This window comes from Kitasatospora sp. NPDC091276, assembly GCF_040684355.1.
Lineage (GTDB): Bacteria > Actinomycetota > Actinomycetes > Streptomycetales > Streptomycetaceae > Kitasatospora.
Genome location: NZ_JBFBFU010000004.1, coordinates 115596 through 136915, shown reverse-complemented (window position 1 = coordinate 136915; position 21320 = coordinate 115596). Strand labels below are relative to the sequence as shown.

At 73.1% G+C, this 21320-nt stretch carries 21 protein-coding genes; 3 read left to right on the top strand and 18 right to left on the bottom strand.

Annotated elements, in window-relative coordinates; all coding sequences use genetic code 11:
* Positions 1–370 precede the first annotated feature (370 nt).
* The 15 genes from cbiE to AB0O19_RS06490 form a co-directional block, all read right to left on the bottom strand.
* A complete protein-coding gene (gene cbiE / locus AB0O19_RS06560) occupies positions 371–1636 on the bottom strand; it encodes a precorrin-6y C5,15-methyltransferase (decarboxylating) subunit CbiE (RefSeq protein WP_363618206.1) in 1266 nt (421 codons plus the stop codon).
* A 262-nt stretch (positions 1637–1898) separates the two neighbouring features.
* Entirely contained in the window at positions 1899–2540 is a 642-nt protein-coding gene (locus AB0O19_RS06555; RefSeq protein WP_363583782.1) for a GNAT family N-acetyltransferase, read from the bottom strand.
* 198 nt (positions 2541–2738) lie between these two features.
* Positions 2739–3563: a MetQ/NlpA family ABC transporter substrate-binding protein gene (locus tag AB0O19_RS06550; protein WP_363618204.1), complete on the bottom strand. Its 825-nt coding sequence runs from the start codon at positions 3561–3563 to the stop codon at positions 2739–2741.
* Between the two features lie 58 nt (positions 3564–3621).
* Positions 3622–4359, bottom strand: a complete 738-nt coding sequence (locus AB0O19_RS06545) for a methionine ABC transporter permease (protein WP_363372851.1) — start codon at positions 4357–4359, stop codon at positions 3622–3624.
* Positions 4356–5381: an ATP-binding cassette domain-containing protein gene (locus AB0O19_RS06540; protein WP_063346838.1), complete on the bottom strand. Its 1026-nt coding sequence runs from the start codon at positions 5379–5381 to the stop codon at positions 4356–4358. The genes AB0O19_RS06545 and AB0O19_RS06540 overlap by 4 nt, the downstream gene beginning before the upstream one ends.
* Positions 5382–5959: 578 nt before the next feature.
* Positions 5960–6463, bottom strand: a complete 504-nt coding sequence (locus AB0O19_RS06535) for a GNAT family N-acetyltransferase (RefSeq protein WP_363618202.1) — start codon at positions 6461–6463, stop codon at positions 5960–5962.
* Between the two features lie 475 nt (positions 6464–6938).
* Complete coding sequence (locus AB0O19_RS06530) at positions 6939–7196, bottom strand: hypothetical protein (RefSeq protein ID WP_159398377.1); 258 nt, start codon at positions 7194–7196, stop codon at positions 6939–6941.
* 107 nt (positions 7197–7303) lie between these two features.
* Positions 7304–8740 (bottom strand): argininosuccinate lyase, encoded by a 1437-nt coding sequence (gene argH, locus AB0O19_RS06525; RefSeq protein WP_363618200.1) that lies wholly within the window; start codon positions 8738–8740, stop codon positions 7304–7306.
* A gap of 43 nt (positions 8741–8783) precedes the next feature.
* Positions 8784–9977 carry an argininosuccinate synthase gene (locus AB0O19_RS06520; protein WP_363618198.1) on the bottom strand — a complete coding sequence of 398 codons (1194 nt, stop codon included), beginning with the start codon at positions 9975–9977 and terminating at the stop codon, positions 8784–8786.
* Positions 9978–10158: 181 nt separating this feature from the next.
* A complete protein-coding gene (locus tag AB0O19_RS06515; protein WP_063346843.1) occupies positions 10159–10707 on the bottom strand; it encodes an arginine repressor in 549 nt (182 codons plus the stop codon).
* 23 nt (positions 10708–10730) lie between these two features.
* Positions 10731–11936: an acetylornithine transaminase gene (locus AB0O19_RS06510; protein ID WP_363618196.1), complete on the bottom strand. Its 1206-nt coding sequence runs from the start codon at positions 11934–11936 to the stop codon at positions 10731–10733.
* Positions 11933–12808, bottom strand: coding sequence for an acetylglutamate kinase (argB, locus tag AB0O19_RS06505; protein ID WP_350878043.1), 876 nt, complete (start codon positions 12806–12808; stop codon positions 11933–11935). The genes AB0O19_RS06510 and argB overlap by 4 nt, the downstream gene beginning before the upstream one ends.
* 144 nt (positions 12809–12952) lie before the next feature.
* Positions 12953–14107: a bifunctional glutamate N-acetyltransferase/amino-acid acetyltransferase ArgJ gene (gene argJ / locus AB0O19_RS06500; RefSeq protein WP_363618494.1), complete on the bottom strand. Its 1155-nt coding sequence runs from the start codon at positions 14105–14107 to the stop codon at positions 12953–12955.
* Positions 14108–14121: 14 nt separating this feature from the next.
* On the bottom strand, positions 14122–15150 hold the full coding sequence (gene argC / locus AB0O19_RS06495) for an N-acetyl-gamma-glutamyl-phosphate reductase (RefSeq protein ID WP_363618194.1): 1029 nt from the start codon (positions 15148–15150) through the stop codon (positions 14122–14124).
* 163 nt (positions 15151–15313) lie between these two features.
* Positions 15314–16516 (bottom strand): methyltransferase, encoded by a 1203-nt coding sequence (locus AB0O19_RS06490; RefSeq protein ID WP_363618192.1) that lies wholly within the window; start codon positions 16514–16516, stop codon positions 15314–15316.
* Positions 16517–16598: 82 nt separating this feature from the next.
* On the opposite strand from AB0O19_RS06490, the gene AB0O19_RS06485 reads away from it, so the two are divergent.
* Together AB0O19_RS06485 and AB0O19_RS06480 are read left to right on the top strand one after the other, a co-directional pair.
* Positions 16599–17024, top strand: coding sequence for a VOC family protein (locus AB0O19_RS06485; RefSeq protein ID WP_363618190.1), 426 nt, complete (start codon positions 16599–16601; stop codon positions 17022–17024).
* 63 nt (positions 17025–17087) lie between these two features.
* Entirely contained in the window at positions 17088–17462 is a 375-nt protein-coding gene (locus AB0O19_RS06480; protein ID WP_363583802.1) for a S4 domain-containing protein, read from the top strand.
* A 32-nt stretch (positions 17463–17494) separates the two neighbouring features.
* Here the strand turns inward: AB0O19_RS06480 and AB0O19_RS06475 are convergent, their stop codons facing one another.
* Together AB0O19_RS06475 and AB0O19_RS06470 are read right to left on the bottom strand one after the other, a co-directional pair.
* Positions 17495–18001: an FBP domain-containing protein gene (locus AB0O19_RS06475; protein WP_363618188.1), complete on the bottom strand. Its 507-nt coding sequence runs from the start codon at positions 17999–18001 to the stop codon at positions 17495–17497.
* Between the two features lie 210 nt (positions 18002–18211).
* Positions 18212–19096 (bottom strand): SAM-dependent methyltransferase, encoded by an 885-nt coding sequence (locus tag AB0O19_RS06470; RefSeq protein ID WP_363618186.1) that lies wholly within the window; start codon positions 19094–19096, stop codon positions 18212–18214.
* Between the two features lie 276 nt (positions 19097–19372).
* Here AB0O19_RS06470 and AB0O19_RS06465 point away from each other — a divergent pair, with 276 nt between their 5' ends.
* Positions 19373–20332, top strand: a complete 960-nt coding sequence (locus tag AB0O19_RS06465; protein ID WP_363618184.1) for a polysaccharide deacetylase family protein — start codon at positions 19373–19375, stop codon at positions 20330–20332.
* 66 nt (positions 20333–20398) lie between these two features.
* Here the strand turns inward: AB0O19_RS06465 and AB0O19_RS06460 are convergent, their stop codons facing one another.
* On the bottom strand, positions 20399–21217 hold the full coding sequence (locus AB0O19_RS06460; protein WP_350877926.1) for an SDR family oxidoreductase: 819 nt from the start codon (positions 21215–21217) through the stop codon (positions 20399–20401).
* Between the last annotated feature and the right edge of the window lie 103 nt (positions 21218–21320).

The following is a 21320-nucleotide window of genomic DNA, read 5'->3' as shown; positions in this document are numbered from 1 at the left end:
GCCTGCGCGCCGCCCACACCGGGCGGCGCACCATCTGAAACAACGACAACCCGGAGCAACCGGCACGACCGCACCGGACCCTACGGCATTCTCCAGGTCCGGCACGCGGCCCGTCGAATTGCCCACACTCCGAGCAAAACCGGGTTGCACCACGTCAAAAAGGCGACAAACCGACTGAATCGGGTGGGTCGCCGACCGCCGCAGCCTCCCAGGACGCCACACTACCGGCCCAGCACGGTCACCTCTCGAATCGGTGTCCGGATGCGACCTGGATCACCGCCCGGCCCCACCACGACCCCTCAGCAGCACAGCGCGGGAGCGGAACGCGCCCGGCGGATCGGACCGAATCCACAGGACGCACCCCAGTCCTTCACGCGATCTGCTCACCCCAGAGCAGCAGCACGCCGGTACCGCCCGCCCCCAGAGCCAGCCCGCCACCGGCGCCACCGGCGACCGACAGCGGAGTGGACTGCAGCAGCGCACCGTCCGCCCGGTAGCCGGCCTCGGCGATCGCCCGGTGGATCTGCTCCCCCTCGGCGAGGGTCCGGGGCACCGCGACGAACCGCTCCGGACGGCGGGCCAGCACCGCGCGCACCACGTCGAGGCCGACGGACTCCACCACCGCCACGTCCGGCTCGGGCAGGCCGCCCAGCACCTCGGGGCCCTGCCCGTGCACGGTCTCCACCTCGACGCCGTACCGGCGCGCGTTCACCGCCAGCCGGGCGCAGGCCGAGCGGGACGCCTCGACCGCGACCACGGCGGCGCCGAAGCGGGCCGCCTCCACCGCGAGGGCGCCGCTGCCCGCACCGACCGACCAGACCAGGTCCCCCGGACGAGCACCCAGACGGGCCAGCACCAGGGCGCGCACGTGCGCGGGGAGTACCTCCGATGCGCCGGGCTCGTCCCCCGCGCGCCCGGCGCCCGCGTAGGCGTCACCGGGGAGCGCCCAGCCGCGGTCCGCGCCGGGGAAGCCGACCGGGCGCCCGGCCAGCCAGCCGGCCGCCGTGTCGACCCCGCCGGCCTGGGGACCGCCGTGGCCGCCGATCACCAGCACCACGTTGGGGTCGCGCCACACGTGGTCGGCGATCCGGTCGGAGGTGAGGACGGTGACGTCCTCGTCCGGGGTGCCGAGGGCCTCGCAGACCACGAAGGTCCGGTGCACCCCGCGCAGCATGAGGGCCAGTTCGCTCGGACCGGCGCCGGGCGCGGTCAGCACCGCGACCTTGGGGTGGGCCCGGCAGATGTTGGCCGCGCGGCGCAGCCGTCCGCCGTGGGCGCTGACCACCTGGGCGTCCTCCCAGGGCATGCCGGCCCGGGCGAAAGCGGCGGCGACCGAGGAGACCGCGGGCAGGACCTCCAGTTCGAGGCCGTACTCGGGGCGGCGCAGCGCGCGCACGACGCCGAAGAAGCCCGGGTCGCCCTCGGCGACCACGACGGCGGCGCCGCGGTGCTCGGCGATCCGCCGGGCGGCCTGCCGGACGTTGCCGAGGGTGATCCGCTCGGCGGCGTCCGGCACCGGGAGGGCGTTCAGTTGGTAGGGGGCGCCGGCCACCAGGGTCGCTGCGGCGAGGGCCGCGCCGGCGGCCTCGGTCAGCGGCGTGCCGTCCCACCCGATGACCGTGATCCGGTCAGCCATCTGCGGCCGTTCTCCCTCGACTCGGTGCGCGGACCGGCCTGCGACCCGGGGTGTCCCTGTGGTGTCACCCGGTGTGCGACTCGGTGCGCCGACAAACCGCGCCGGTGTGCGGCGCCGGAGCAGAGGCTACCGGGTGTGATCCCCTCGGCGCCGACATCTCGTACACATGTCCGTGACGAGCCGGTGGCGGATCAGCGGCACGAACGGCTCAGGCAGCTCAGGCGGCACGCGCGGCACGCGCGGCACGCGCGAGCGGGGCGGCTCAGTCGCGCAGCACGTAGCGGTGGTCGCCGTGCCAGCCGGTCCGCTGCGGCTCGGGCTCGGGCGCGTCCAGGTCCTCCGGGAGCAGGCTCCACAGGATGAGGTCGCTGCGGCTCTCCACGACGGCCTCACTGGACTCACCCCGGACTATCCAGGCGCTGCGCAGCACGCCCTCGCTGATGCCGCCGATCTTCTGGGCGACCTGCTGGGCGGCGGTGTTCCCGGCGGCGGTGCGCAGCTCCAGGCGCAGGAAGTCGCGGTCCTCGAACAGCCACTGGCTGACGCCGAGGACGGCCTCGGGCGCGTAGCCCTCGCCGCGGGCCCAGGAGGCGGTGACGTAGGAGATCTCGGTGCTGCGCAGGCGCCAGTCGGTGTTGCGCAGTTCGACCAGGCCGACCAGGCGCTGGGTGAGGTGCTCGGTGACGGCGAAGACGATGCCGCGGCCGGCGGCCCGGTGGGCGGGGGCGAGGGTGCGGGCGAGTTCGGTCGCGTACGCCTCGGTGAAGGGGTGCGGCAGATCGGTCCAGGCCAGGACGAGTTCGTCCGCCATCATCGTGGCCAGGCCGGGCGCGTCGTCCTCCGCAAGGGGCCGCAGCAGAAGCCGTTCGGTGCTGATGGCGGTCTCGGGGAAGCTCGCTGCCATGCCGTCTCTCCTCGCCGGGTCGTGAACACAACACCGTACGCCCCCGCCGTGCCCCGGGTGTCACGCGGTGCGCCGCCCGCACGACGGTACGTCAGAACGCCGCCGACCAGGGCGCCCCGGGTGCATCCTGCCCGACCGGGCCCCCGCCGAGGTGCGGCGGGGGCCCGGTCGGGGTCAGGGCGTGGATCGGACCGCGGCTCAGAAGGCCGGGATGACCGAGCCCTGGAAGGTGTCGTCGATGTACTTCTTGACCTCGTCGGAGTGCAGCAGCTCGGCCAGCTTCTTCACGCGCGGGTCGTTCTCCTTGCCCTTCTTCACGGCGAGGATGTTGGCGTACGGGTTGCCCTCGGCCTTCTCCAGCACCAGCGCGTCGGTGGCGGGCTTCAGGCCGGAGTCGAGCGCGTAGTTGCCGTTGATGACGCCGGCGTCGAGGTCGGCGATGGAGCGGGGCAGCTGGGCGGCCTCCAGCTCCTTCCACTTGAGGTTCTTCGGGTTGCCCGTCACGTCGGCCGGGGTGGCGGCGGTGGTGACGCCGTCCTTCAGCGTGATGAGCTTGTTGTCGGCGAGCAGCTTGAGCGCGCGGCCCTCGTTGGTGGCGTCGTTGGGCAGGCCGACGGTGGCGCCGTCCGGCAGGTCGGCGATCGACTTGACCTTCTTGGAGTAGACGCCGAGCGGCTCCAGGTGCACGGGCTCGACCGAGACGATGTCGGTGCCGTGCTTCTTGTTGAAGTCCTCCAGGTACGGGACGTGCTGGAAGTAGTTGGCGTCGGCCGAACCGTCCTGCACCGCCGTGTTGGGGGTCACGTAGTCGGTGACCTCCTTGATGTCGAGCTTGAGGCCCGCCTTGGCCGCGAGGTTGTCCTTGACGAACTTGAGGATCTGCCCGTGCGGGGTGGGGCTGGCGATGACCTTGAGCGGCGCGTTCGGGTCCGAGGAGGAGGACCCGGAGCTGCCGCACGCGGCCAGCGAGAGGGCGATGCCGGCGGTGGCGAGGATGCTGGTGAACTTCAGGGCGTTGCGCACGAAAAGTGCCTTTCTGCGTGATACGGGGAGCCGTGGTCCGGTGTCGGACCCGGGAGGTCTAGGGGGCGACGAGGTCCTCGTCGGGGGCGGCCGGCCCGGCCGGGGTGCGACCCAGCAGGCGGGTCCGGCCGCCGGTGCCGCCGCGGTTGGCGAGGCGCCGGACGGCGAAGTCGCCGATCAGCTGGACGGCGGTGACGAGGATCACCAGCTCGGCCACGATGACCCACATGAAGGCCGTCTCGAAGCGCTGGTAGCCGTAGTTGACGGCGAGCGTGCCGAGGCCGCCGCCGCCGACCGTGCCGGCCATCGCGGAGTAGCTGATCAGCGTGATGATCGTGGTGGTCACCGAGGCGGCGATGCCGGGCAGCGCCTCCGGGAGCAGCGTCTTGCGGACGATCGTCCAGGTGCTGCCGCCCATCGCCTGGACGGCCTCGACCAGGCCGCGGTCGACCTCGCGGACGGAGGTCTCGACCAGGCGGGCGAAGAACGGGATGGCGCCGATGGTCAGCGGCACGGTCGCCGCCTGCCAGCCGATGGAGGTGCCGACCAGCCAGCGGGTGAAGGAGATCAGCGCGATCATCAGGATGATGAACGGCACCGAGCGGGCGATGTTCACCACGAAGGCGATCGACTTGTTGACGGCCCGGTTGGCCAGCAGCCCGCCCTTGTCGGTCAGCACCAGCAGGATGCCCAGCGGCAGGCCGAGCAGCACGGTGACGGCCGTGGAGACGCCGACCATCTGGAAGGTCTCCTGCGTGGCGGGCCCCATCAGGGCCCACATCTGGTCCCAGGTCATGCCACCGCTCCGTCCGCCGCGCCCAGTACGTCCACCTGTAGGCCCTGCTCGCGCAGGTAGCCGATCGGCACCACGTTGTCCTGGTGGCCGCCGGAGAGCTCGACCCGCATCCGGCCGACCATCCGGCCGGCGATGGTCTCCACCGCGGCGCCGAGGATGTTGATGTCGATCTGGTAGGTGCGGGCCAGCTGGGAGACGAAGGGCTGGGCCGAGGAGTCGCCCTGGAAGGTGATCTCCAGCACGGTCGAGCCGGGGTGGCCGGTGCCGAACTCGCTGAGCGGGAACAGCTCGCGGGCCAGCTCGGAGCCGGGCTCGGCCAGCAGGTCGGTCAGCCTGCCGGACTCGACCACCCGGCCGCCGCGCATCAGGGCCGCGGAGTCGCAGACGGACTTGATGACGTCCATCTCGTGGGTGATCAGCAGGACGGTGAGGCCGAGCTGCTGGTTGAGGTCGCGCAGCAGCTTGAGGATCGAACGGGTGGTCTCCGGGTCGAGCGCCGAGGTGGCCTCGTCGGAGAGCAGCACCTTGGGGTCGCCGGCCAGGGCCCGGGCGATGCCGACGCGCTGCTTCTGGCCGCCGGAGAGCTGGTTGGGGTAGCTGCGGGCCTTGTCACCGAGGCCGACCAGGTCGAGCAGTTCGGCGGCCTTGCGGCGGCGCTGGGTGCGGTCCAGCCCGATGATCTCCAGCGGGAGCTCGACGTTCTGCTGGACGGTCCGCGAGGAGAGCAGGTTGAAGTGCTGGAAGACCATGCCGATCCGGCGCCGCGCCTCCCGCAGCTCCCGGCCGGCCCGGTTCTCGCCGCCGGACAGAGCGGTCAGCTCGACCCCGTCCACCGTGACGGTGCCGGAGGTCGGACGCTCCAGCATGTTCACGCAGCGGATGAGCGTGGACTTGCCGGCGCCGCTGGTACCGACGACTCCGTAGACCTCGCCAGGGCGGACGTGCAGGTCGACGCCGGCGAGGGCGCTCACCTCGCGGCCTCGGGAGCGGTAGACCTTCGTGAGGTCCGTGGTGGTGATCACAGCTGCTTCCGTGGGTCGGGGGCGGGCGGCGGGCGGCCGCCCGACCGGGGTGCGGTCGGCGACGTGCACGGCGCTTCGCCAGGGGGATCCGGACCTGCCACCTCTTGATCGTGGCCGCTGAGCGGCCGGGCCGCGCGACGGCGTGGCCCTTACGAGTCATCGGGCACGAGTCACGGGCACGAGTCGTCGTGGACGACCACCCGCCCATGGGCGGGCAGGCGGGAGAAGGGGTGTGGCAGGCTGGGCGGGCTCGCACGGACGGGAACGACGCCGGGTCTCGCTTCGGGGCGCGAGGTGGGGGCACCCTCAACCGGGTGCCGGGGGCGGTGGCCCTCAGCGGTGACACATTCGACGGCACATGGCGCGCTCACCTGCCGGCAGGGTGCCGGTGGGGGTCCATTTCGTCGTCGCAGTCATGTGAGCCAGTAAATCAGATGGGTCGATTTGGACCCAATTACTTGGATGTGATGTCCGCAATGCGGACACCCGACGCCGCCACCAGCGACGATGTAGCTCGGCGCCGCCACCGGAGTGTCCGGATGGTGGCGGCGCCGTGCGGGCCGGAACGGGCGGAGGGCTCAGGCGGTCGCGGCGAGCGACACCACGACGGGCTTCTCCAGGTGTACCAGGCTGAGCCGGTCGGTGACCTGCTCGACCGCGGACTGCCGGTAGCCCAGGCGGGTGTACAGCCGCAGGTTGCCGAGGCTGCGGTGGCCGGTGAACAGGCGGTAGGAGGTCACCGGACGGCCGTCCTCGGCGAGGCGGCGCTCCAGCGCGTCCAGCAGCCGGCCGCCCAGGCCGTGCCGCTGCATCCTCGGGTGGACGACCAGGCGCCCTATCCGGCCGACGCCCTCGGCGTCGACGTGACCTCGGATGGTGCCGACCACCTCGTCGCCCAACCGGGCGACCAGGACGTACTGCCCGGACAGTTCGGCGCGCAGGCTCTCCAGGCTCTGCGTCAGGGGCTCGATCGCCCAGTCGCCGTACAGCTCCGCCTCGGGCTGGTAGCCGAGGTACTGGAGCTTGAGGATCTGCTCCGCGTCCTCGGCGTCCGCCGCCGAGATGATCACGCTCATGCCCATGTGCTGGGGCCTCCCCATCGTCGTGCCCGGCGCGCAAACGTGAGGGTGACGCACCGGATGCCCTGCCGGAGATGTCCCGGCCGGGGATCTGCCCTGACCGGGGGTGGCGCACGAACGTACCAGCCGCGCGGCCCGGAAGTGACCGGGTCGACGGCGACGCGCTCACGCTCAGTATCCGAGTGATCGCGGCACCGTCAAGAGCTACGTTCGCCAGCGCTCTACCCGTGTGTCAGCTGCTCTCAACCTTCGGGGCGTTCGACGTGGCGAGGGTCACGCGGTGGCGGGGCGGGCGGTGGGGCCGGTGGCGGGCGCCGCGCGCGGGGCGTGGCCGGGGGCGGCGACGGCTCGACGTGGCGAGGGTCACGCGGGGGGCGGCGGCCGACGGCAGCGGCCGGGCGGGCGGAACGTCACTCGGGCGGAGCCGCCTCCGGGGTGATCTGCGTGCGGAGCGTCACCGGCCGCTCGCGGGTACCCCTCACGGGTACCGCTCGGCGTGGAGGAGGATCCGCAGGCAGGCGAGGCAGCGGGAGCGGGTGGGCCCGATCGAGCCGCGCGGCATGCCGAGGCGTTCGGAGAGCTCCCGGTAGGTCGGCGGCGGATCCTCGGCGAGGGCGGCGACCAGCTCGGGGCAGCGGCCCGGCAGGCCGGCCACGGTCTCGCGGACCACGCGGCGGCGGCGTTCGGCGAGGAAGACGTCCTCGGCGGAGGGGACGGGCGGAAGGGTTGTGCACACACCGTGCATGACGGGCCGAGGCGGGCCGGGTTACGCCCGACCGGGGGTGCGGACGCCGGAGGGGCGCGACGGTCGGACCGTCACGCCCCTCCCCCGCAGACCGGTGGTCAGCCCTGGATCCACTCCTGCTGCCGCGCCAGGTCCGCCTTCACCTCGGCGAGCTGGACCGCCACCGCCGACGGCGCGGTGCCGCCGCGCCCGTTGCGGGAGGCGATGGCGCCGTGCACGCTGAGCACCGACCGCACCTCGGGCGTCAGGTGCACCGAGATCGCCGCGAACTGCTCGTCCGTCAGGTCGGACAGCTCGATGCCCTCGGCCTCGCAGACCTTGACGCAGGCGCCGGCCACCTCGTGCGCGACCCGGAACGGCACGCCCTGCTTGACCAGCCACTCGGCGATGTCGGTAGCGAGCGAGAAGCCGGCCGGGGCCAGCTCCTCCAGCCGCTCCCGGTGCACGGTGAGGGTGGCCATCATCCCGGTGAACGCGGGCAGCAGCACCTCCAGCGTGTCGCAGGAGTCGAACACCGGCTCCTTGTCCTCCTGGAGGTCCCGGTTGTAGGCGAGCGGCAGGGCCTTGAGGGTGGCCAGCAGGCCGGTCAGGTTGCCGATCAGCCGGCCGGACTTGCCCCGGGCGAGCTCGGCGATGTCCGGGTTCTTCTTCTGCGGCATGATCGAGGAACCGGTGGAGAAGGCGTCGTGCAGCGTGATGAAGCCGAACTCCTTGGTGTTCCAGATGATCACCTCCTCCGCGATCCGGGAGAGGTTGATGCCGATCATCGCGGTCACGAACGCGAACTCGGCGACGAAGTCGCGCGAGGCCGTGCCGTCGATGGAGTTGCCGACCGAGCCGCCCTCGAAGCCGAGGTCGGCGGCGACGGCCTGCGGGTCGAGGCCGAGCGAGGAGCCGGCCAGCGCCCCGGAGCCGTACGGGGAGACGGCGGTGCGGGCGTCCCACTGGCGCAGCCGCTCGGCGTCCCGGCCGAGGGCCTGCACGTGCGCGAGGACGTGGTGGGCGAAGAGGACGGGTTGGGCGTGCTGGAGGTGGGTGCGGCCCGGCATCGCGGTGTCCGGGTGCGCCTCGGCGAGGCCGACCAGGGCGTGCTGGAGGTCGAGCACCAGGGCGCCGATGGTCCTGGCGTGGTCCCGCAGGTACATCCGGAACAGGGTGGCGATCTGGTCGTTGCGCGAGCGCCCGGCCCGCAGCTTCCCGCCGAGGTCGGCGCCGAGGCGCTCCAGCAGGCCGCGCTCCAGGGCGGTGTGCACGTCCTCGTCGGCGACGGTCCCGGTGAAGGTGCCCGCCTGGACGTCGGCGAGCAGCTGGTCGAGGCCGGCCAGCATCGCGGCGAGCTCGTCGTCGGAGAGCAGGCCGGCCTTGTGCAGGACCCGGGCGTGGGCCTTGGAGCCGGCGATGTCGTACGGCGCGAGGCGCCAGTCGAAGTGGACCGAGGCGGAGAGCCTGGCCAGCGCCTCGGACGGGCCGTCGGCGAAGCGCGCGCCCCAGAGGCGGACGTCGGCGGTCTGGTCTGCGTGCTGGTCGGCGGACATCGCGTGGGCTCCTGACGGGGAAGGGGGTGGGGACGGGAGGGGATCAGGCGAGGTCGCGGCTGGCGGCGAGCTTCGAGGACATCCCGAAGATCTCGATGAAGCCCTTGGACATCGACTGGTCGAAGGTGTCGCCGGTGTCGTAGGTGGCGAGGTTGAAGTCGTACAGCGACTGGTCGGACCTACGGCCGTTGACCACGGCCCGGCCGCCGTGCAGGACCATCCGGATCTCGCCGGAGACGTGCTGGTTGGCCTCGTTCACGAAGCCGTCCAGCGCGCGCTTGAGCGGGGAGAACCAGAGGCCGTCGTAGACGAGTTCGGCCCAGCGCTGCTCCACCTGCCGCTTGTAGCGGGCGAGTTCGCGCTCGACGGTGACGTTCTCCAGGGCCTGGTGCGCGGTGATCAGGGCGATCGCGCCGGGGGCCTCGTAGATCTCCCGGGACTTGATGCCGACCAGCCGGTCCTCGACCATGTCCAGCCGGCCGACGCCCTGGGCGCCGGCCCGCTTGTTGAGCTCCTCGATGGCCTGGAGGACGGTGACCTTGCGGCCGTCGACGGCCACCGGGACGCCGGCGTCGAAGGTGATGACCACCTCGTCGGCCTCGCGCGGGGCGGCCGGGTCCTGGGTGTAGTCGTAGACGTCCTCGATCGGGGCGTTCCAGATGTCCTCCAGGAAGCCGGTCTCGACGGCCCGGCCGAAGACGTTCTGGTCGATCGAGTACGGGGACTTCTTGGTGGTGGCGATCGGCAGGCCCTTGGCCTCGGCGAAGGCGATCGCCTTGTCCCGGGTCATCGCGTAGTCGCGCACCGGGGCGATGCACTTCAGGCCGGGGGCCAGGGAGTTGATGCCGACCTCGAACCGGACCTGGTCGTTGCCCTTGCCGGTGCAGCCGTGCGCGACGGTGGTGGCGCCGTGCTTGCGGGCTGCGGCGGCCAGGTGCTTGACGATGACCGGCCGGGACAGCGCGGAGACCAGCGGGTACTGGCCCTGGTAGAGCGCGTTGGCCTTGATCGCCGGGAGGCAGTACTCGTCGGCGAACTCGTCGCGGGCGTCCGCGACCTCGGCCTCGACGGCGCCGCAGTCCAGCGCGCGCTGGCGGATCGCCTCCAGGTCCTCGCCGCCCTGGCCGACGTCGACGGCGACGGCGATGACCTCGGCGCCCGTCTCCTCGGCGATCCAGCCGATGCAGACGGAGGTGTCCAGTCCGCCCGAGTAGGCGAGTACGACGCGCTCGGCCACGGCTTTCTCCTTACAGCTCTACGTACAGGGTTTCCGTACAGGTTTACGGCGACAGGCATAAGTATGCACCAGTCCGTATGAAACACAAAACCCCGGCCGGGGAAGTCTCCACCGGTCGGGGTTTCGTGTCGTGGCGCGTCGTGGCGCGTCGTGGCGCCTCGGGGTCCCGCGTCGTCGCGCGCTACTGGGCCTTCGCCTGGGCGAGTTGCATGAGGTGGTCGGCGAGCGCCTGGCCGCCCGCCGGGTCCCGGCTGATCAGCAGGACGGTGTCGTCGCCGGCGATGGTGCCGATGATCTCGAACACCTCCGCCTGGTCGATCGCCGAGGCGAGGAACTGCGCGGCCCCCGGAGGGGTGCGCAGCACCACCAGGTTGCCGGAGGCCGTCGCGGAGACCATCAGCTCGCCGGCCAGCCGGGCCATCCGGCCCTCGCTGGCCGACTCCCCCATCGGCGCGCGCGGCGTGCGGTCGCCGCCCTCCGCCGGGACGGCGTAGATCAGCGCGCCGTCCCGGTTGCGGATCTTGACCGCGCCCAGCTCGTCCAGGTCCCGGGAGAGCGTCGCCTGGGTGACCACGAGTCCGTCGTCGGCGAGCAGCTTGGCGAGCTGGCTCTGCGAGCGCACGGGCTGGCGGGTGAGCAGGTCCACGATCCGCCGGTGCCGCGCGGTGCGGGTCTGCGGCACCTGCGGCGACGGGCCTGCGGCGGACGGGCCGGAGTGGGAAACGGTCATGTGGTTATTCTCCCGGACAACGGTCAGCTCGCATCGGCCGGGGCGCTCTCGCGCACCGCCCGCAGGACGCCCGGCAGAGCGGCGAGGAAGGCGTCCGCCTCCTGCTCGGTCAGTACCAGCGGCGGGGCCAGCCGGACGGCGTCCGGGACGGCCGCGTTGACCAGGAAGCCCGCCTCCTGCGCGGCGGCCTGCACCCGTGCCGACACCGGCTCGGTGAGCACGATGCCGAGCAGCAGTCCGGCGCCGCGCACGTGCGAGACCAGCGGGTCGCCGATCGCCTCGACGCCCTGGCGCAGCCGCTCGCCCAGCTTGCGGACGTGCTCCAACAGGCCCTCGGACTCGATGGTGTCCAGCACCGCGAGCCCGGCCGCCGCGGCCACCGGGTTGCCGCCGAAGGTGGTGCCGTGCTGGCCCGGGGTGAGCAGTTCGGCGGCCTCGCCGAAGGCCAGCACCGCGCCCATCGGCAGCCCGCCGCCGAGCGCCTTGGCGAGGGTGACGACGTCCGGCTCGACGCCCTCGACGGCCTGGTGGGCGTACCAGTACCCGGTGCGGCCGACGCCGGTCTGGATCTCGTCCAGGACCAGCAGGGTGCCCGTGGCCCGGGTGATCTCGCGGGCCGCCCTCAGGTAGCCCTCGGGCAGCGGGATGGCGCCGTTCTCGCCCTGGATCGGTTCCAGGAAGACCGCCGCGGTCTCGGTGGTGACGGCCGCGCGCAGCGCCTCGACGTCGCCGAACGGGACGTGCGTGACGTCGCCGGGCAGCGGGCGGAACGGCTCCTGCTTGGCCGGCTGGCCGGTGAGCGCGAGGGCGCCCATCGTCCGGCCGTGGAAGGCGCCCTGGAGGGCGACCAGGTGGGTGCGGCCGGTCCGGCGGCTGATCTTGAACGCGGCCTCGTTGGCCTCGGCGCCGGAGTTGCAGAAGAACACCCGGCCGCCCTCCCGGCCGTCCAGCCGCAGCAGCCGCTCGGCGAGGGCGATGGTCGGCTCGGCCATGAAGAGGTTGGAGACGTGGCCCAGGGTGGCGATCTGCCGGCTGACCGCCTCGACGACCGCCGGGTGGGCGGTGCCGAGCGCGTTGACGGCGATGCCGCCGAGCAGGTCGGTGTACTCCTTGCCGTCGGCGTCCCAGAGCTTGGCGCCCGCACCGCGCACCAGCGCGATCCGCGGGGTGCCGTAGTTGTCGGTGAAGGTGTGCTGCCACCGGCCGGTCAGTTGCTCGTTCGCGGTCATGCCAGTCCCCCGGTCACGGTCTGTTCGTCGTCCGGCACGACCATCGTGCCGATGCCCTCGTCGGTGAAGATCTCCAGCAGCAGGCTGTGCTGCACCCGGCCGTCCAGGACGCGGGCGGTGCCCACCCCGGAGCGGACGGCGCGCAGGCAGCCCTCCATCTTGGGGAGCATGCCGCTGGCCAGGCTCGGCAGCAGCTCCTCCAGCTCGCTCGCGGCGAGTTGGCTGATCACGTCGTCGGAGTTCGGCCAGTCCGCGTAGAGGCCCTCGACGTCGGTCAGGACCACCAGCATCTCGGCGCCCAGCGAGACCGCGAGGGCGGCCGCGGCGGTGTCGGCGTTGATGTTGTAGACGTGGCCGTCGGCGCCGCGCGCGATCGAGGAGATGACCGGGATCCGGCCGTCGGCGATCAGCGCCTTCACCGCGCCGGCCTCGATGTTGACGATGTCGCCGACCAGGCCGATATCGACCTGCTCGCCGTCCACCACCGCGTACCGCTTGACCGCCGTCATGGTGTGCGCGTCCTCGCCGGTCATGCCGACCGCGAACGGGCCGTGCTCGTTGAGCAGGCCGACGAGTTCGCGCTGCACCTGGCCGGCCAGCACCATCCGGACCACGTCCATGGTCTCGGGGGTGGTGACCCGCAGGCCGTTGGTGAAGCTGGACTCCAGGCCGAGGCGGTCCAGCTGGGCGCTGATCTGCGGGCCGCCGCCGTGCACCACGACGGGGTGCAGGCCGGCGTAGCGGAGGAAGACGACGTCCTGGGCGAAGGCCGACTTGAGGCTCTCGTCCACCATGGCGTTGCCGCCGAACTTGATCACGACGGTCTTGCCGTGGAAGCGCTCCAGCCACGGCAGCGCCTCGATCAGCGTCATCGCCTTGGGCAACGCGGTGTTGTTGCGGGCCTGTTCGCCCTTGGGTGCGATCTTCACGGGTGTCCCTCGTCCGAACGGGTGTCGCGCATCGGGTGTCGCGGATCAGGTGGCGCGCATCGGGTGGCGCGCGTCACCTGTCGGGCATCAGGTCGAGTAGGCGCTGTTCTCGTGGACGTAGTCGGCGGTGAGGTCGTTGGTCCACAACGAGGCGCTCTCCGTACCGGCGTTGAGGTTCGCGGTGATGACGACCTCGCGGCCGGCCATGTCCACCAGGGTGCGGTCCTCGCCGACGCTGCCGTCCTTGCAGACCCAGACGCCGTTGATGGCCACGTCCAGCCGGTCCGGGTCGAAGGTGGCGTCGGTGGTGCCGATCGCGGCCAGCACCCGGCCCCAGTTGGGGTCCTCGCCGTGGATGGCGCACTTGAGCAGGTTGTTGCGGCTGATCGTCCGGGCGACGTCGACGGCCTCCTGCTCGGTGGCGGCGCCGGTGACGTCGATCCGGATGTCCTTGCTGGCGCCCTCGGCGTCGGCGATCAGCCGGCGGGCCAGCTCGGCGCTGACGGTGCGGACCGCCTCGGCGAACTCGGCCTCGTCCGGGACGACGCCGGAGGCGGCCGAGGCCAGCAGCAGCACGGTGTCGTTGGTGGACATGCAGCCGTCGGAGTCGATCCGGTCGAAGGTGGTGCGGGTGGCGCCGCGCAGCGCGGTGTCCAGGGCGGCGGCGTCCAGGTCGGCGTCGGTGGTGATCACGACCAGCATGGTGGCCAGGCTCGGGGCGAGCATGCCCGCGCCCTTGGCCATGCCGCCGACCGTCCAGCCCGCCGGGCTGGTGACCTGGGCGGTCTTGTGCACGGTGTCGGTGGTCTTGATGGCGATCGCGGCGGCCTCGCCGCCGGTCGCGCTCAGCTCCCGGGCGGCCAGCGCGACGCCGGGCAGCAGGACGTCCATCGGGAGGCGCTCGCCGATCAGGCCGGTGGAGGCGACGGCGACCTCGCCGGCGTTGAGCTCCAGCTCCTCGGCGACCTTCTCCGCGGTGGCGTGGGTGTCCTGGAAGCCGAGCGGGCCGGTGCAGGCGTTGGCACCGCCGGAGTTGAGGACCACGGCGGACACCTGGCCGCCCTTGAGGACCTGCTCGGACCAGACGACCGGCGCGGCCTTGACGCGGTTGGCGGTGAAGACGCCGGCGGCGGCGAGCGCGGGGCCGTCGTTGACCACCAGGGCGAGGTCGGGGGTGCCGGAGGCCTTGATGCCGGCGGTCACGCCGGCGGCCCGGAAGCCCTTGGCGGCCGTCACGCCCACGTTCGTACTGTTGCTCACGGTGCGACTCCGTTCAAGGGAAGGCCCAGCTCCTCGGGCAGGCCCAGGGCGATGTTCATGCTCTGCACCGCGCCGCCCGCGGTGCCCTTCACGAGGTTGTCGATCGCGCTGATCGCGATGATCCGCCCGGCGGTGGCGTCCAGCGCGACCTGGACGAGGGCGGTGTTGGCGCCGTAGACGCTGCTGGTCTGCGGCCACTGCCCCTCGGGCAGCAGGTGGACGAACGGCTCGTCCGCGAACGCCCCGGCGTAGGCGGCGCGCAGGCTCTCGGCGGTCACGCCGGGCCGCGCCTTGGCGGAGCAGGTGGCGAGGATGCCGCGCGGCATCGGGACGAGGGTCGGCGTGAAGGAGACGGTGACGGGCTCGCCCGCGACCGGGGTGAGGTTCTGCACCATCTCCGGGGTGTGCCGGTGCACGCCGCCGACGCCGTACGGGCTGACGTTGCCCATGACCTCGCTGCCCAGCAGGTGGGTCTTGGCGGCCTTGCCCGCACCGGAGGTGCCGGAGGCGGCGACCACGACGGCCTCCGGCTCGGCGAGTCCGGCCGCGTACGCCGGGAACAGCGCCAGGGACACGGCCGTCGGGTAGCAGCCGGGCACGGCGATCCGGTTGCTGCTCTTCAACGCGGCCCGGTGGCCGGGGAGTTCGGGCAGGCCGTAGGGCCAGGTGCCGGCGTGCGCGGAGCCGTAGAACTGCTCCCAGTCGGTGGCGGCGCGGAGCCGGAAGTCGGCGCCGCAGTCGACCACCAGGACGTCGTCGCCGAGCGCCTCGGCGACGGTGGCGGACTGGCCGTGCGGCAGCGCCAGGAAGACCACGTCATGGCCGGCCAGCACCTCGGGGGTGGTGGGTTCGAGGACGCGGTCGGCGAGCGGGATCAGGTGCGGCTGGAGCGCGCCCAGCCGGGTGCCCGCGTTCGAGCCGCCGGTCAGCGCCCCGATCTCCACCTCCGGGTGGCCGAGCAGCAGACGCAGCACCTCGCCGCCCGCGTATCCGCTCGCGCCGGCGACGGCGACTCGCAATGCCATGGCGTTCCTCCTTTGTTGTGGCATGAATATACGCAGCACGGAACATCCATGCAAGAAGCTGCGGTCAGGACCCCGCAGAACGCCCGAAAACCGCCCTGCGTCCACCCGGCCGGGCCGCCACCGGCCCGCGGGCCGAACAGCCACCGACCGAGCCGACGCCGGACTACCGCTTGACCGCGCGCAGCACCACGAACTTGGGGTTGCCCGCCACCAGCTGGCAGTTCCCGAAGAGACGCCGCAGCTTGACGTGGTAGCCGAGATGGCGGTTGCCGACCACCCACAGCTCCCCGCCCGGGCGCAGCGCCCGCCGGGAACCGGTGAACATCCGCCAGGCGGTGGCGTCCGTGGTGGCCTGGTGCGAGTGGAACGGCGGATTGTTCAGGACGAGGTCCACCGAGCCCGGGGGCGCCACCTCCGGCGCCAGCGCGTCGGCGGTCAGGAACTCCGCCCGGGCGTCCGGGCCCAGATTGGCGCGGAAGGTCTCCTCCGCCGAGGCCACCGCCTGATGGGACTCGTCGACGAACACCAGCTCCGCACCCGGCCCGGCCAGCGCGGCGGCCGTGCCGACCACGCCGTTGCCGCAGCCCAGGTCGACCACCCGGGCCCCGGGCGCCGGGGTCGGCAGGTGGCCGAGGAAGAAGCGGGTGCCGATGTCGAGGCGCTCGGCGCAGAACGTGCCGGCGTGGTTGACCACCGTGCGCCCGGAGACCGCCCCGACGTCCGGCGGCAGCGCGTAGCGGTGCGGCCACGGGCTGGGGCCGGGGTCCAGCGCCGGATCCGGGGTGCAGAAGACCAGCCGGGCCTTGCGGGCGGCGAGCGAGGTGCGGGTCGGGCCGAGGATCCGCTCGAAGAGCTGGAGCGTGGAGGTGTGGATCTCGGCGACCATGCCGGCGCCGACCACCACCGTGCCCGGGTGGACGGCGGGGGCCAGCCGGTGCAGCTGGTCCTCCAGCAGGGCCAGGCTCTTGGGGACGCGCACCAGCAGGACGTCGATCCGCTCCGGCGGGGCGTCCCGGGTGGTCAGCAGCCGGGCCGGGTCGACGGTGGCGCCGGCCCGCGCCAGGTTGGCCAGGGTGGCCTGCCGGCCGAGGTGGGAGTCGACGATCTGCACCGGCTCGTGGGCGGCCAGCGCGGTGGTCAACGCGCCCCAGCGGTCGCCCAGGACGACGATCCGGCGGCCGGCCAGGTCGGTCGCGGTGCCGGCGGCGCTGTCCGCCTCGCCCGCGAGGTGGCGCAGCAGGTACTCGTCGGCCGCGTCCCAGGCCCGCAGCCGCTCACGCGGGTCCTCCGGGAAGCGGGTGAGGTCGAAGGCGCCCCACGGCGTACTGAACTGGGTCGCCGCGGCGGGCGTGATCTCGGGATTCATCGTGTTCTCAGGCTATCCGACGGCCCGACGGGGAACCGTTTCGACGGATACTGGAAGAGCCCGGCCGAGAGGGGTGAGGGCGATGGACTGGAAGCTCGAAGTCGTGGTGGTCCCGGTGTCGGACGTGGACCGCGCGAAGCTGTTCTACGAGGAGCTGGTCGGCTTCACGGTCGACCACGACACCCGGTTGCGCGACGGGGTCCGGGTCGTCCAGCTGACTCCCCCGGGCTCCACGTGCTCCATCGTGGTGGGCACCGGGGTCATCGGGGCGCCGCCCGGATCCGTGAAGGGACTGCAGTTGGTCGTACCGGACATCGACAAGGCGCACGCCGAACTCGCGGCCCGGGGCGTCGAGGTCAGCCCGGTCCAGCACTTCGAGGCGGGCAGCCGGGTGGACGGGCACGGCGAGGCCTGGAACTCCTTCGTGTTCTTCAACGACCCGGACGGCAACGGCTGGGCGGTCCAGGAGGCCCCGCAGGCGGCCCGGATGGTGCCGGAGGCGGCGTAGCGGGCGCCGCCGGCTCGGGTTCCGGGCTCGGGCCGGTTCGGGCGGCTTGGGTAGGCTCCAGGGATGGCTGAACACGAGGGAAGCGTGCGGGTGGACAGCTGGATCTGGTCGGTCCGGCTCACCAAGACGCGGGCGCTGGCGGCCGCCGCCTGCCGGGCCGGGCACGTGCGGGTGAACGGCGAACGGGTCAAGCCGGCCCAGGCACTGCGCCCCGGGGACGAGGTGCGGGTCCGCGAGGAGGGCTACGAGCGGGTCGTCGTGGTGCAGAAGCTCATCCGCAAGCGGGTCGGCGCGACGGTGGCGGCGGACTGCCTGGTCGACAACAGCCCGCCGCGGCCGCCGCGCGAACTCGTCGCGACGGCCGGCGAGCGGGACCGGGGCGCCGGGCGCCCGACCAAGCGGGAGCGGCGCGACCTCGACCAGCTGCGCGGGCACTGACCCCGCCGGCACGCGGTGTCCGCGCGTCCCGCTCAGTGCGCGGTGTCGGCGAGCACCTTGGCGAGGAAGGCCTCCAGGTTCCCCACCGTCCGGTCGATCTGCCGCTCCAGCGGCAGCGACTCGTCGGGCCTGGTCACCAGGGCGGACTTCTTCAGCCCGCGCACGTACAGCGAGCAGGCGAGGTCGGCGCAGATGTACGTGCCGACGGTGTTGCCCTCCCGCCCGGCCGCCCCGGCCCGGCGGGCCGCGAGCAGCGCGACGCCGGAGCCCGCGTGCGCGGTGATGCACAGCGAGCAGACGTTGGTCTTGGTGAGGCTGCGGCGGACCGTCGGCACCCGCAGCGTCACGCCGACCGGCTCGCCGCCGTACGAGGCCACCAGGTAGGCCCGGTCGGGCGCGCCCTGGTCCCGCCAGCCGAGGAAGTCCAGGTTCTCCCAGGGCAGTTCCGCCAGGCCCCGAGGGAGGTTGAGCCGACGGGCCTCGCCCTTGGAGCAGTTGACGAAGGACGCGCGGATCTCGTTCTCGCTCAGGGGTTCCATGCCGCGGAAGCTAGCACCGGCCCGCCCGCGCTGTCGTGCCAATTTCTCCCGGTGCGTACCGGAGCGGGCCGCTGACGGTCCGTCGCCCGCCAGGGTGCGCACCGGAGCGAGTGACGGGATGTCAGTGGCCGAGCCTAGTGTTCGTGGTGTGCGAGGCCGGTCCCGGCGCAGGAGGGAGGCGCCGGGGCCGGACCGCCTCGCGATCCGGGGCTACCGCTTGAACGCGACGCCCGCGTAGGCGGAGACGTCCTGCCAGCCTTCGGGGAGTTCGGTGGTGGGGACGTGGCCGGGGGTGGGGCGCCAGAGCGGGAGTTGGACCAGGCCGGGGCCGGCGAACTCGAAGTCGCCGAAGAAGGGTTCGACGCCGGCGCGCGGGCGCAGCACCAGGGGGGCGCTGGCGCTGCGGTAGATGCGGGTGCCTTCGGCGGCGCTCTCCCGGGAGGCGAAGTCGGGGCTGCCGTGGGAGAGGATCAGCGCGCTGCCGGGGGCGAGCGCGTCGCGCAGGGTGCGGACGATCTGCTGGGCGCCGTCCTCGTCGCGGATGAAGTGCAGCACGGCGACGAGCATCAGCGCGACCGGCCGGGACAGGTCGACGGCGGCGAGCAGGCCCGGGTGGCCGAGGATGGTGGCCGGCTCGCGCAGGTCGGCCTCGATGACCGAGGTGTGTCCGGCGGGGTGGCCGGCCAGCAGGGCGCGGGCGTGGGTGGCGACGATCGGGTCGTTGTCGACGTACACCACCCGGGCGTCCGGGGCGACCCGCTGGGCGACCTCGCTGGTGGAGCCGACGGCCGGGATGCCGGTGCCGATGTCGACGAACTGGCGGATGCCCCGGCCGGCGGCGAACTCCACCGCGTCGCCGAGGAACTGCCGGTTGGTGCGGGCCAGCAGCGGCAGCGCGGGGTAGGCCGCTATGGCGGCCTGGGCGGCCTTGCGGTCGGCCTCGAAGTTGTCCTTGCCGCCCAGGTAGTAGTCGTACATCCGGGCGGTGTGCGGGACGCCGGTGTCGAGCTCGCTCGGCGGCTGCCAGTCGTCCGTTCTGGCCCAGTCCCAGTCGGTGCCGGTGGCCTCGCCGACGGCCGCGCTGTCCTCGTGCATCCTGTTCCGCCCCCCTCTGCCGTGCTCACTGCCGGACATGGCACCGCCTCGGCGGCCGGCGGGGCCGCCCGGTACCACGGGGGTGACCCCGCGTCCGGCCCGGCCACCCTCCCGTGGCGTGCGGTGCGCCGTGATCGTATCCGACGACACGCCGGTGAAACACCGGCAGTTCAGGTTTACGCAACGCCCGGACGGTGGTGTGTGTGCACGTCAATGGCGGTACCGGGACGCTCCTCGGATCGCCGTGGGTGGCCACCGTCTCTATGCTGACTGCCGATGACTGCCGACCGCCGCACCGTACTGCGCACCGCCGTCCAGCTGGCCGCCCTGACCGCCGCCAGCGGGTTCCTCAGCGCGTGTGCCTCCGGCACCCCGCGCCGGGCCGACGCCGGGGTGCTCGCCGTACACCCGGGCACCCTCGACCCGCAGCACACCACCGACCCGGCCTGGAACGGCGGCGAGGGCCCGGCCTCCCCCGTGCCGTCCGCCCCGCCGGAGCCGCAGCCCATCGGGGCCGACCCGACCGCCGGTACCGACCCGGCCACCGGCGCGGAGCCGGCCGCCGGGGCCGCGACGCCGCCGACGCCCCCGCCGACGCCTCCGACGCCGCCGGTGCTGCCGCCGCTCGCCGCCGGCACCCCGGTCGAGGTGGTGAACGGGCCGCGCACCAGCAAGTTCGTGGCGCTGACCTGCCACGGCAGCGGCGATCCGAAGCAGGCCACCGCGCTGCTGGAGGCCGCCGAGCAGCGCGGCATCAAGCTGACCGTGATGGCGGTCGGCAGCTGGCTCGACCAGCAGCCGCAGATGGCCCGCCGGATCCTGGACGCCGGCCACGAACTGGGCAACCACACCCAGAACCACCTCGACCTCTCGACGATGACGGCCGCCCAGGTGCACGACGAGATCGCCCAGTGCGCCGAACGGCTGCAGCGGCTCACCGGCTCGATCGGCCGCTGGTTCCGCCCGTCCGCCGCGCAGTACGCCACCCGGACGGTGCGCGAGCAGGCGAAGGCGGTCGGCTACGAGCACGTGCTGTCCTTCGACGTCGACCCGCGCGACTACAACGACCCGTCGGCCGCCGAGTTGCAGCGCCGGGTGCTGAAGTCGGTGCGCGGCGGTTCGGTGGTCGCCCTGCACATGGGCCACCAGTGCACGGTGGACGCGCTGCCGGGCATCCTGGACGGTCTCGCCAAGGCGGGCCTGAAGCCGGTGACCGCCAGTCAGCTGTGCGTCTGACCGCTCTTCGCGGCAGGCCGTCCGACGGGCACGCCGGCCGAGGGGGCACGCCGGCCGGGGGCCCGTTCAGCCCATCGGGTCGTCCGCCTTGTACGGGCGCATCCGCAGCGTCCGGGCGTCCGCCGCGCGGATCTCCGCGGCCCGGTTGACCAGCTCCTCCAGGTCGTCCCGCCCGGCGTGGATGAACCGGCCGTGCAGGCCGTCGAAGCGGCCCCGGGCGGCGTCCACGGTGACCGCGACCATGTACGGGATGGAGCCCCAGGTCGTCGTGTCCTTGAACATCGGCATCGCGGCGGTCATGTCGGTTTCGACCGCGCCGGGGCTGATGTCGAGGATGACGATGCCGTGGCGGGCCAGCGAGTCCGCCATGTTGTCGGAGAGCTGGAGCAGCGCCCCCTTGGAGGTGGCGTACGCGGTGTAGTCGCCGTCCGGGCGCAGGGCGAAGCCGGAGTTGAGGTTGACCACCCGGCCGCGCTCCCGGGACACCATGCCGGGCAGGACGCAGCGCAGCAGGTTGTAGGGGCCGCGCAGGTTGGTCTCGATCACCTGCCACCACTGGTTCGCGTCGGTCTCCCAGAGCGGCACCTCCGCGCGGTCGACCAGGCCGGCGTTGTTGATCAGCAGGTCGATCGGGCCGAGGTCGCGTTCGACGACCCGGACGGCCTCGCGGACGGCGCCGGCACGGGTGACGTCGGCGGTGACGGCGACGCCGCGGGAGCCGTGCCGGGCGCACTCCTTGAGGGTGTCGGTCAGCGTCCCGTGGGTGCGGCCGACCAGGCCGACGGCCATGCCCTCGGCGGCCAGGCCGATGGCGATCTCCCGGCCGATTCCCCGGCCCGCGCCGGTGATCAGGCCGACCTGTCCTGCGAGCGATCCCGTCGGCACCGTGTGCTCCCTTCCCGTCCCCGGCCCCCGTCTGCGGCATTCTTCCGGCCGCCGGGCGGGGGTGGCCCCGGGCGCACGGGCGGCGGGCCCGGCCTCACCCGTT